The sequence below is a fragment of the Actinomadura alba genome, assembly GCF_014323705.1.
GTDB lineage: Bacteria > Actinomycetota > Actinomycetes > Streptosporangiales > Streptosporangiaceae > Actinomadura_C > Actinomadura_C alba.
The window spans coordinates 299,252-311,148 of sequence record NZ_JABVEC010000003.1 but is presented as its reverse complement, the minus strand read 5'-3'; the positions used below and the strand labels follow the sequence as shown (position 1 = coordinate 311,148).

At 67.6% G+C, this 11,897-nt stretch carries 9 protein-coding genes; 6 read left to right on the top strand and 3 right to left on the bottom strand.

Translation table 11 applies throughout. The features are described 5' to 3' along the window. Positions 1-14 precede the first annotated feature (14 nt). The 3 genes from HKK74_RS41290 to lexA all read right to left on the bottom strand — a co-directional run bounded on the left by HKK74_RS41290 (position 15) and on the right by lexA (position 4,565). Positions 15-680, bottom strand: a complete 666-nt coding sequence (locus HKK74_RS41290) for an endonuclease domain-containing protein (protein WP_187242226.1) — start codon at positions 678-680, stop codon at positions 15-17. Between the two features lie 412 nt (positions 681-1,092). Next, positions 1,093-3,582 carry a leucine--tRNA ligase gene (leuS, locus tag HKK74_RS06940; RefSeq protein WP_187242225.1) on the bottom strand — a complete coding sequence of 830 codons (2,490 nt, stop codon included), beginning with the start codon at positions 3,580-3,582 and terminating at the stop codon, positions 1,093-1,095. A 284-nt stretch (positions 3,583-3,866) separates the two neighbouring features. Further along, entirely contained in the window at positions 3,867-4,565 is a 699-nt protein-coding gene (gene lexA / locus HKK74_RS06935) for a transcriptional repressor LexA (RefSeq protein ID WP_187242224.1), read from the bottom strand. Between the two features lie 190 nt (positions 4,566-4,755). On the opposite strand from lexA, the gene HKK74_RS06930 reads away from it, so the two are divergent. The 6 genes from HKK74_RS06930 (at position 4,756) to HKK74_RS06905 (ending at position 11,696) form a co-directional block, all read left to right on the top strand. After that, entirely contained in the window at positions 4,756-5,121 is a 366-nt protein-coding gene (locus tag HKK74_RS06930; protein ID WP_187242223.1) for a LysM peptidoglycan-binding domain-containing protein, read from the top strand. 317 nt (positions 5,122-5,438) lie between these two features. Further along, positions 5,439-5,897, top strand: coding sequence for a transcriptional regulator NrdR (gene nrdR, locus HKK74_RS06925; protein WP_187242222.1), 459 nt, complete (start codon positions 5,439-5,441; stop codon positions 5,895-5,897). Positions 5,898-6,036: 139 nt separating this feature from the next. Beyond that, positions 6,037-8,871: a vitamin B12-dependent ribonucleotide reductase gene (locus HKK74_RS06920; protein WP_187242221.1), complete on the top strand. Its 2,835-nt coding sequence runs from the start codon at positions 6,037-6,039 to the stop codon at positions 8,869-8,871. A 141-nt stretch (positions 8,872-9,012) separates the two neighbouring features. After that, positions 9,013-9,426 (top strand): hypothetical protein, encoded by a 414-nt coding sequence (locus HKK74_RS06915; protein ID WP_187242220.1) that lies wholly within the window; start codon positions 9,013-9,015, stop codon positions 9,424-9,426. Positions 9,427-9,428: 2 nt separating this feature from the next. Then, positions 9,429-9,842, top strand: a complete 414-nt coding sequence (locus tag HKK74_RS06910) for a type II toxin-antitoxin system VapC family toxin (RefSeq protein WP_312881309.1) — start codon at positions 9,429-9,431, stop codon at positions 9,840-9,842. A gap of 921 nt (positions 9,843-10,763) precedes the next feature. Then, entirely contained in the window at positions 10,764-11,696 is a 933-nt protein-coding gene (locus tag HKK74_RS06905; RefSeq protein WP_187242218.1) for a hypothetical protein, read from the top strand. Positions 11,697-11,897 lie beyond the last annotated feature (201 nt).

Genomic DNA, 11,897 nt, shown 5'->3' with positions numbered 1-11,897 from the left:
GCGTGTCGGGGTCTTCACGCGGCATGATGCCCCGACACGCCACGACTCAACGAGCGGCGCACCCTGTTGATCACCTGCTCGGGGTGCTTGTAGAGCATTTCCTTGTCGACCCGGATGACGATCCAGCCGAGGTCGATGAGCCGGCCGTCGCGTTCGATGTCGTAGCTGTACTGCCGGGGGTCCTCGCGGTGATGCCCGCCTTCGTACTGAATCGCTATCTTCTGCGCGGGATAGGAGAGATCGGGCTTGGCGAGCCATACGCCCCAGCCGTTATGGACGTCCTGATTGGCGACGGGCCGGGGCAGACCCGCGTCGACGAGGAGCATCCGCAGCCGGGTCTCCGGCGGGGAATCGGCGTTCTTCTCCAAATGCGGCACGGCCGCTCGCGCCCGCTGCACGCCTCGGCGCCGGTAGCACTGGGACAGGAACCCCCGCAGCGAATCGGAGTCGGTGAGTTCGCGCCTGAGCATCTGGTCTCCCGCGACGATCAGGTCGATCCGCGGCAGCGCCGCCGAGAGCTCCAGGAATAACCGCTCCGGCCGCACGACCAGGAAGGTGTCGATCCGACCGATCTGCTCGGGCGCGATGGTGTATTCGTGCACCTTCATGCCACGGTGCCGAGGTGGGGTCGGCGTCTTCGCGGGCACCGCGACATGGATCCGCAGGTCAGTGCCCGGCACCGGCAGGCCGTACAAGCGGGCCGCGGTCAGGCCGCAGAACACCGCATCGCTGGGAAGAATCAGGGCAGCGGCCTGACAGCGCAGCTCTAAGGTGTCCTGCAGATGCGCCGGAATGTGCACATTGTGGAAGACAGTACGGAATCGCGGGCCGCGAAGCTCGTCCGCTGTTATGCCGAGTCGAATCGCCTCCGCGAACCGGAAGGGCCGGTCGATCGGAAAAGGTGTCTCCGCAGGTCGCGTCATGCGAGATGTCTGCACGCCGGTGAGATCGACAATGGGCCCGGCGGCTCAACTGCGACGAATTCGTGTCCAGGCCGTGCCCTACCCCCATCGAGTCGTGGCGTGTCGGGGTCATGGCGGCAAGCGCGGGCCCGACACGCCACGAGTCAACGAGGGGACGGGACCCGAGGGCTCAGGACGGGACGATGTTGACGATCTTGGGGGCGCGGACGATGACCTTGCGGACCCCGGCGCCGCCCAGTGCGGCCCGTACCTTGTCGGAGGCCAGCGCCAGCCGCTCCAGCTCGTCCGCGGCGATCTCGGGTGAGACCTCCAGACGGTCGCGCACCTTGCCGGCCACCTGGACCACGCAGGTCACGGAGTCCTGGACGAGGAGCGCCGGGTCGGCGACCGGCCAGTTGTCCTTGGCCAGCGGCGCCGTCCGGCCCAGTACCTCCCAGGTCTCCTCGGCGGTGTAGGGCGCGAACAGCGACAGCAGGACGGTCACCGTCTCGGCGGCCTCACGCACCGCCGGGTCGGCGGCACCGGGTCCGGAGTCGATGGCCTTGCGGGCCGCCGAGACCAGCTCCATGACGCGGGCGATCGCGACGTTGAACCGCTTTGACTCGACCAGCTTGGTGACCTCGTCGATGGTGCGATGGGTGATCTTGCGCAGTGCGGTGTCACCGGAGGCGGGGTCGGTGCCGGCAGGCGAGGCCACGTCGGCGGCCAGGCGGTGTACCCGGGACAGGAACTTGGCCATGCCGGACGGCGACACGTCGGCCCAGTCGATGTCGTCCTCCGGCGGACCAGAGAAGATCATCGCCAGCCGGACGACGTCGACGCCGTACTCGGCGATCTGCTCGCCGAGGTCGACCAGGTTGCCGGTGGTCTTCGACATCGCCTTGCCGTTGAGGATCACCTGGCCCTGGTTCAGCAGCCGGCTGAACGGCTCGGTGAAGTCGATCATGCCCATGTCGTACAGCACCTTGGTGAAGAACCGGCTGTACAGCAGGTGCAGGATGGCGTGCTCGACGCCACCGGTGTACTGGTCGATCGGCATCCACTTGCGGACCTGCTCGACGTCGAACGGGCCGCCCTCGTAGCCCGGCGAGCAGTAGCGGAAGTAGTACCAGGACGAGTCGACGAACGTGTCCATGGTGTCGGTGTCCCGGCGGGCCGCGCCACCGCACTTGGGGCAGTCGACGTTGACCCAGTCGGCCACCGAGGCCAGCGGGGAGACCCCCTTGGGCGCCAGGTCGGCCCCGCGGACGCCCTCGGGCAGCCGTACCGGCAGCTGCTCGTCGGGGACCGGTACCTCGCCGCACGACTCGCAGTGGATGATCGGGATGGGCGCGCCCCAGAACCGCTGGCGGGACAGCAGCCAGTCGCGCAGCCGGTAGTTCACCGCCGCGCCGCCGAGGTCCTTCTCCGCCAGGATCTCGGTGATCCGGCGGATCGCCTCGCTCTTGGCCAGTCCGTCCAACGGGCCGGAGTTGACCAGCGTGCCCTCGCCGGCGGTCGCGACGCCGGTCTCGGCCGGGTCGGCGTCGCCGGTCTCGACGACCACACGTACGGCCAGCTCGAACCTGCGGGCGAAGTCGAGGTCGCGCTGGTCGTGCGCGGGTACCGCCATGATCGCGCCGTGACCGTACTCGGCCAGCACGTAGTCGGACGCCCACACCGGCATGCGCTCGCCGTTGACCGGGTTGATCGCGTAGCGCCCCAGGAACACCCCGGTCTTCTCGCGCTCGGTGGACAGCCGGTCGATCTCGCTCTCGCGGGAGACCTGCTCACGGTAGGCCTCGAAGGCGGCCCGCTGTTCGGGCGCGCAGATCTCGTCGGCCAGCGCCGCGTCGGCGGCGACCACGAAGAAGGTCGCCCCGAACAGCGTGTCGGGCCGGGTCGTGAAGACGGTGACCGGCTCGTCCCGGCCCTCGATCACGAACTGCACATCGGCGCCCTCGGACCGGCCGATCCAGTTGCGCTGCATGAGCAGCACCCGCTCTGGCCACTCGCCCTCGAGCTGCGCCATATCGTCCAGCAGCCGCTCGGCGTACTCGGTGATCTTGAAGTACCACTGGGTCAGCAGGCGGCGCTCGACGGTGGCGCCGCAGCGCTCGCAGTTGCCGGCGACGACCTGCTCGTTCGCCAGCACGGTCTGGTCGTTCGGGCACCAGTTGACCAGGCCGCCCTTGCGGTAGGCCAGCCCGCGCTCGTAGAAGCGCAGGAACAGCCACTGCGTCCACTTGTAGTACTCGGGGTCGGAGGTGTGCAGCCGCCGGGACCAGTCGAAGGACGGCGCGTAGCGCTGGAACGACGCGGCCTGGGTGTCGATGTTGGCGTAGGTCCACTCCGCCGGGTGGGAGTCGCGCTTGATCGCCGCGTTCTCGGCGGGGAGGCCGAAGGAGTCCCAGCCGATCGGGTGCAGCACGTTGTAGCCCCGCTGGAACCAGTAACGCGCGACCACGTCGCCGATGGCGAACGCCTCGGCGTGCCCCATGTGCAGGTCCCCGGAGGGGTAGGGGAACATGTCGAGGGCGTACCGGCGCTCGCGATCGTCCGAGGCGGTCTCGGCGGCCGCGAACGGGTTCAGCTCCGCCCAGCGGGCCTGCCATTTGTCCTGGATCGCCCGCGGGTCGTACTGCTCGTCGGCGCTTGTGGTCACTGGTCCGGTCCTCATCTGGCTTGTACGGCTGCGCGACGTCGCCCATTCATGGGTCAGTCATGAAAAGGCCCCTCACACAGGAGGGGCTGCCGCGCTGACCTATCGTGTCAACGCGGCCGGCCAAGAAGCAGCCGAGATCGCATATATCAACGGTACCGCAACGGCAAGCCCGCATGCGGATGTCGCCTGTGCGCCGACGCGGAGATCGACACGCGTCGCCCTGGCGGGATCAAGGAATGGGCGGGCGGCCCGGTGTCAGCGGAACCGCTGACACCGGGCCTGCGCTCACGCCGCCCGGTTCAGACCTTGCGGAGTACGGCCACCACCCGGCCGAGGACCGAGGCCTCGTCGCCGGCGATCGGCTCGTAGGCCTTGTTCTGCGGCTGCAGCCAGACGTGACCGTCCTTGCGCTTGAACGTCTTGACCGTGGCCTCACCCTCGATCATGGCCGCGACGATGTCGCCGTTCTCGGCCACCGGCTGCTGCCGTACGACCACCCAGTCGCCGTCCGCGATCGCCGCTTCGATCATCGAGTCGCCGGACACCTTCAGCAGGAAGTGGGTCCCCTCGCCGACGAGTTGCTTGGGCAGGGTGAAGACGTCTTCGACCGCCTCCTCGGCCAGGATCGGGCCACCGGCCGCGATCCGGCCCACCAGCGGGACATAGGCGGGTGCCGGATGGGCGGAGGCCTCCTGGCCGTTCGCCACCTCGAAGGTGTCCGGCTCGCTCTGCGCCGCCGGCCTCCCCGGCACGCGTACCTCGACCGCCCGGGGGCGGTTGGGGTCGCGCCGCAGGAATCCCTTGCCCTGCAGCGTGCGCAGTTGGTGGGACACGCTGGACGTGCTGGTCAGTCCGACCGCCTCGCCGATCTCGCGCATCGACGGCGGGTAGCCGCGCCGCTGGACCGAGTCGCGGATCACCTCGAGCACCATTCGCTGGCGTTGAGTGAGTCCGCTTTCGTCCATGGGCCCGTCGGGCATCTCCCGGACCTTGCTCATGGTCCCCTCTGCCTCCCTACCTAGACCTTCTTCGCTCCGTTGTTGCACGTTAGCGCGGCAGAGCCTGATGATCAAACAATTGTTCGAAGAAAGTCCTCGCGTTTCGCCGGTGGCATGCGATAGAAATCGTACACCCGTTCGATCGAATTCTCATTCGAACGCGAGCGGCCGGTCGCGAGGGAGGCCGACAGTGATCGATGGCGTACGGATCGACAATGTACGGCAGGACAGGCGTGCTGGCGGCGTCAGGCTCACCCGGCGCGGCCGGGTGGTCCTGGTCGCCCTGGTCGTGATCATCTTGCTCGTCGGCTTCTGGGTGACCGTGCGCAGGGGCGCGGGCGCCAGTCCCGGCGGCGGCGAGACTCCTGCGGCCCGGGTGACGGGAGCCGGGCCCGAGTCCGTCGAGGTCCGGTGGCATGACACGCTGTGGGACATCGCGAGCCGCGGTCGGCCGGAGGTCGATCCCCGCGTCACAGTGCAGCGGATCATCGACCTCAACGGGCTGTCCGGTGCCATCGTCCAGCCAGGTCAGCGGCTCAAACTGCCGGCGCGCTGAGCGTCGCGGCGGCGGCCCGCGGGCGTGCTGCCAGCGTGCTGCGGACGGCCCCGTGAGGCGCCCGGTCCGGTGACACGCCGGGCCGGAAACTCGTGTTGCCGATGTGACCAGCGTCTACGGACGTGGTTTCCAATCCGGCTTGCGAACGTCCTCCGGTGGGCTTACGGTTGACCACAACATGTAGTACTTACACCGATGTAGTTCACCACAAGTTGTGCTCTTGTGGCGGTGTGTCGGCAACGGCGAACGCTGGGCGGAAAGATCCCCGGCAGCCCTGTCCGCACCGGTGATACGGCCCTCGGGGAAGGAGGAAGGCGATGCACTGTCCGTTCTGCCGCAACCCCGACAGCCGGGTGATCGACAGCCGGGCCGCCGACGACGGCGCCGCCATCCGGCGGCGGCGCTCCTGTCCCGAGTGCGGCCGCAGGTTCACCACGCAAGAGGCGGTGCTGCAGATGGTGGCCAAGCGCAGCGGCGTCACCGAGCCGTTCTCCCGAGACAAGATCATCGCGGGGGTGCGCAGAGCCTGCCAGGGCCGTCCGGTGGACGAGGACGCGCTGGCGCAGCTGGGACACCAGGTCGAAGAGACCATCCGGGCGACCGGCGGCGCAGAGATCGCATCGCACGAGATCGGGCTGGCCATCCTGGGCCCCCTGCGCGAGCTCGACGAGGTCGCGTATCTGCGCTTCGCCTCGGTCTACCGGGGCTTCGAGTCGCTCGATGACTTCGAGAAGGAGATCGAGTCGTTGCGGGGCGCGGCTCCCGGCGGACCGTAGCGAGTCCCCAGGGAACACGGCGAGACATGTGGTGCAAGGGCCCAGGTCGGGATTGAACCGGCCTGCGGCGAAGTATGACCAATAACGGGAATAGTTCCTGAACGGGGGCCCCGCGGGAGGGCCCCAGAGGGGGAAGGCAATGACCGAGACGGTGAGCGGCTCGACGGCCAGGCGCGGCAAGGGCCGCAAGGGGCTGAAGATGGAGCGCATCTTCACCAAGCCCGGGGTGCACCCGTACGACGAGGTGACCTGGGAGCGTCGTGACGTCGTCATGACGAACTGGCGTGATGGTTCCATCAACTTCGAGCAGCGCGGGGTGGAGTTCCCGGCCTTCTGGTCGGTGAACGCCACGAACATCGTCACCTCGAAGTACTTCCGGGGGGCCGTCGGCACGCCTCAGCGGGAGTGGAGCCTGAAGCAGCTGGTCGACCGGGTGGTGCGGGTCTACGCCGACACCGGTCGTGAGAACGGCTATTTCGCCTCAGAGCAGGATGCTGAGATCTTCGAGCACGAATTGAAGTACGCCCTGGTCCACCAGATCTTCAGTTTCAACTCGCCTGTCTGGTTCAACGTGGGGACGTCCAGCAAACAGCAGGTTTCAGCGTGTTTCATCCTCTCGGTCGACGACACGATGGAGTCGATCCTGGAGTGGTACAAGGAAGAGGGTGTGATCTTCAAGGGCGGTTCCGGTTCGGGGGTGAACCTCTCCCGTATCCGCTCCAGCAAGGAGTTGCTCTCCTCCGGAGGCACCGCCAGCGGGCCGGTCTCGTTCATGCGCGGCGCCGACGCCTCGGCGGGCACCATCAAGTCGGGCGGTGCCACCCGGCGTGCCGCCAAGATGGTCGTGCTGGACGTCGATCACCCCGACGTCGTCGAGTTCATCGAGACCAAGGCGCGTGAAGAGGACAAGATCCGCGCGTTGCGCGACGCGGGCTTCGACATGGACCTCGGTGGCAAGGACATCGTCAGCGTCCAGTACCAGAACGCCAACAACTCGGTCCGGGTGTCCGACGAGTTCATGCGGGCGGTCGAGGCCGGTGAAGAGTTCGGCCTGCGCGCCCGGATGACCGGCGAGGTGATCCAGACCATCCAGGCCAAGGACCTGTTCCGGCTGATGGCCAAGGCCGCCTGGGAGTGCGCCGACCCGGGCGTGCAGTACGACGACACGATCAACGACTGGCACACGTCGCCCGAGACCGGGCGGATCACCGCGAGCAACCCGTGCAGCGAGTATCTCCATCTCGACAACTCGTCCTGCAACCTCGCGTCGATCAACCTGATGAAGTTCCTGAACGACGACGACAGCTTCGACGTCCAGGGCTTCGTCAAGCTGACCGAGCTCGTCATCACCGCGATGGACATCTCGATCACGTTCGCGGACTTCCCGACCCCGGCCATCGGCGAGACCACCCGGGCCTACCGCCAGCTCGGCATCGGCTACGCCAACCTCGGCGCGCTGCTGATGGCGACCGGGCACGCCTACGACTCGGATGGCGGCCGTTCCATCGCCGCCTCCATCACCCAGCTGATGACCGGCACCGCCTACCGCCGGTCCGCCGAGCTGGCCGCCGTGGTCGGGCCCTATGAGGGATACGCGCGCAACGCCGAAGCGCACAAGCGGGTCATGCGCAAGCACGCCGCGGCCAACGACCAGGTCCGTACGCTCGACGAGGTGGACGGGGCCATCCACGCCGAGGCCACCAGGCAGTGGGAGCGGTGCCTCACCACCGGCGACAAGAACGGCTACCGCAACGCCCAGGCGTCGCTGCTGGCCCCCACCGGCACCATCGGGCTGATGATGGACTGCGACACCACCGGCATCGAGCCCGACCTGGCGCTGGTCAAGTTCAAGAAGCTCGTCGGCGGCGGATCGATGCAGATCGTCAACCTCACCGTGCCGAGGGCGCTGAAGAACCTCGGCTACCAGCAGGAGCAGATCGAGGCGATCGTCGAGTACATCTCCGAGCACGGCCACGTCGTCGACGCTCCGGGTCTCAAGCCGCAGCACTACGAGGTCTTCGACTGCGCGATGGGCACCCGCGCCATCAGCCCCATGGGCCATGTCCGGATGATGGCCGCCGTACAGCCGGGGCTGTCCGGCGCCATCAGCAAGACGGTCAACCTGCCCGAGAACGCCACCATCGAGGACATCGAGCAGGTGTACTTCGAGGGGTGGAAGCTGGGGCTCAAGGCGCTCGCGATCTACCGCGACAACTGCAAGGTCGGCCAGCCGCTGTCCGTCGCCAAGAGCAAGGGGGCCGCGAAGGCCGAGGAGGCCCCGGCGGCCGTCGTGGCTCCGGCGGAGGTACGGCCGGTCCGCCGGCGGCTGCCCAAGCGGCGGCCCGCCACGGTGACCCGGTTCTCCGTCGCCGGTGCCGAGGGCTACATGACCGCGTCGTCCTATCCCGACGACGGTCTGGGCGAGGTCTTCCTCAAGCTCGGCAAGCAGGGCTCCACCCTGGCCGGCGTGATGGACGCCTTCTCGATGGCGATCTCCATCAGCCTGCAGTACGGCGTGCCGCTGGAGACCTGGGTCGAGAAGTTCACCAACCTGCGGTTCGAGCCGGCGGGCATGACCGACGACCCGGACATCCGGATGGCCACCTCGGTGATGGACTACATCTTCCGGCGGCTGGCGCTCGACCACCTCTCGTACGACGAGCGGGCCGGGCTCGGCATCTTCACCGCCGAGGAGCGCACTCTGCAGGCCGAGGGCAAGGACCCGGCCACGCTGCACGCAGAGGAGGAGATCGACCGTGAGTCGCTCGCTCAGTCGACCGCGATCGAGAAGCCGGTGGAGAAGCAGCCGGTCGCCGTCGAGGCTCCCGCACCGAGGTCCTCGACCGAGGTGATCGAGAGCCATCAGGGCCGTACCGCCGACGCGCCGCTCTGCCTCACCTGCGGCACCAAGATGCGGCCGGCCGGCAGCTGCTACGTCTGCGAAGGCTGCGGCTCCACCAGCGGCTGCAGCTGATAACGCGCCTTCCAGGCGTTGAACTGCCTGGTCAGAGCGGAGAGTCGATTTCTGTGGCTCTCCGCTCTGCCTGTTCGGCAGCGCCACTCGGAAATGGGGCCTGAGGTGACAGGGTTTGCCACCGGCGGTAGCATGAGGCTTATGAGCGCTATGCCGTTGGAACCGGCCGCCGACGCCGCGGAGTCTGTGGCGTCGCGCTTGTGGTCGGCACGCGAGTTGGCGCCGTTGCTCGCCATTGCCCACGAGGTGGATAAGACACCTCGGGAGTGGCAGGAGCTACTGGAGCGGATCGGGATCTCCGCTGAGCCGGAGGCCGACCTCCGTTCCCTTGGGCGGGCGCGAAAGGTCAGCGTCTCGTTGCCTGAAGGACTCACGGCAGCCGTGCAGCAGCGTGTGGGCAAGGGGCAGTTCAGCCACTACGTGGCAGAGGCCGTCTCCCGCCAGTTGGAGCTGGATCTGCTGGCCGAACTCGCCGCCTTGCTTGAGGCCGAGCACGGCCCTGTACCGGAGGAGTTCCTCGCGGAGGCTGAAACCGCATGGCCAGACCACGAGTAGCGGTGGGCGGGACGCTGGTCCTCGACAGCGAGGGGTTGTCCAAGCTCGCGGCGGGCGACCCGCGCGCGCGGGCCTATCTGGAGACCGCGCGGGCTCGTCGGGCCAGAGTCGTGGTCAGCGCCATCACGTTGACCGAGGTGCTGCGTGGTGGGTCTCGTGATGCGCGGGTGCATCAAGTGCTATCGCGCGTTACCACACTCCCCGTGACGCCGGAACTCGCACGTCGGGCCGGTGAACTGCTCGGATCTACCGGGCTGACCGGGCATCGCTTCGCGATCGACTCCGTCGTCGCCGCGACGGCGCTGGAGATGGCCTGTCCAGTCGTGCTGCTCACCAGCGATCCTGATGATCTGAGCCGGCTCGTCGAGGAGCCGGGTCGGCCCAAGGGTCAGCGCGTCGTCGTGATCCACGTGTGAGCGGCGGGCGGGCGACGGCTAAATCCCTTGCGCCACTATCGTGTCGCTTATGGGAGAAGAGCGGCCGATGGGTCCGACTGGCTTCGGTTAGTCCGCCAGGAGATACCTGGCGGTGCTGCCCGAGGGGGCTCCGTGTCCCGCACCGCCCACCACATTCCCATCACGCACTCAGAGACAGGCGTTGAGTCCAGCAGGCCCCTGCGAGCAGTGACCGTCACAGGTCTGCGCTACAGCGCCACGTGTCTGCGGGAAGCGGCACATGAGGGCCGTCGCCTCCGCCCGCAGCTCATCCGCCGTGAAGTCGCCGTGTACTCCTTCGCCAGGGTCGGTACCAGAGATCGATCAGTGTCCTCGTGGGCGACCAGCGAGGAACGACAGGAACGGCAGCGCCTCCGCCGCTCAGCTGATGCGAGCCGGAGCGTTGCGAACGCCACGATCAATGGCCGTCTCGCGATCGAAGCTGTGGAATACGTTGAGATGCCCCAAGGACGACACCGCCGCAACGCGGTCTGGCTAGCTTGATCACTCCAGGAATGCCGCACTCTCCGAATAAGTGCACTGCACCAGTAGAACAACTACCGCTCAGGAGTGAAGTCCCTGGTCAGAAGCGGGTATCGGCAATGTGCCGGTACCCGCTTCGGCCTTCTCCCGAATTTTGTTGCAGCTGATGCGGTCGGCTGCTCGCGCCTGTAGGTGATCTTGTGATCCCCCGTTCGAGGGAACGGCCGGCGAGGCATTCATCCCGTGGCGGGATCCTTACGACCGGCGCCCGCAGAAGGATTGCCGGTGTCGGATCGGCCGGCGCGGAGGGCGGGTCACGTGATAGATGGATCAGCCGGAGAGGCGCTGCCGGTCGGGTGGAATGTCGGTTCGCGATGGAGCGTCGCCCGTAGAGCCGCGGGCTATTCGGCGGCGCTGACCATGTCCCTCTACCTGATGGTCAAGGTCATCTGGATCGTTGCCGCGCTCCTCGGACGTGGGCCGGAGGACGTCGGAACCGCCGGGTGGGTGGCGCTCAACACGGTCACCGTGGGGATGTCCGCGACCGGGGTCATATTCGGACTGGCGCTGGCCCAGCGATGGGGCAGTCGGCTTCCCGCGCCGCCGTTGATCTTCTTCGGCTGGGTGGGCGGTGGCTTCCTGGTGCCGATGCTTCCGTACATGGTCGTCAGCGGGGTTCTCGACGCGATCGGGGTCGACCGGGGCGGTGGCCGGACCGACGGTGGCGAGCAGGCACCAGATTGGGAGACGGTCCTCGTCAACATCGGCTTCGTCGGGATGGCGGTGGGACTGACCGTGGCTCTTCCGATCTATATGAGGGAGAGATGGCCGACTGCCTTTCTGGGCCGGGTCGGGGAGGGCCGGGCCCGCCCATCGAAGTTCGTGCCGCCGGCGATGACGGCGACCGCCGCGCTGGGTCTGCTCTGCCTGTACTGGGCGTTCGGCGGAATGTTCGGCCTCGACGCCGCTCATCGCGATCATTGGGACCTCAACGAGCGGCTGCTGAACGGGAGCACGGGGTTGTGGGCACTGATCGGCGGCTGGAGCGTCTGGGTGCTCAACCGCCGCAGCCCCGCTCGGTTGCCGCTGTGGGTTCCGATGACGCTGGCGTTCGCGGCCTCGGGGTCGCTGTTCGCCTGGAGCGGTTGGAAGCTCCCGATGGCCGTAATCCGGCCCGGGGACTACGTGACCGCCGAATACCCCGTCGTAGCGGTCCTCCAGCACACCATGAGCATCGGCGTGGGTCTGGTGCTCCTGGCCGCCACCCTGTCAGCCGCCTCTCCCGGCGGGCCCGCCCGATCGAATGCCGCGGTGGCGGCAGGGCTTCGGAGGGATACCGCACACCTCGAATGAGTGCACTGCCCCAGTGTTCTGAGCGTCGTCAACGTGTGAAGTACCTGGTCAGAGCGGGGAGTCGACGAGAGATCGGCTCCCCGCTTCTGTCCTGCCCCTGAGGCTGTGCCAGGGATGGCGATCCGGTCATACCTGGATGATGACCTTCCTGCTCCCTGCCGATCCTGCTACTTGATAAGTTTAATTAGCTCCTAGGATGAG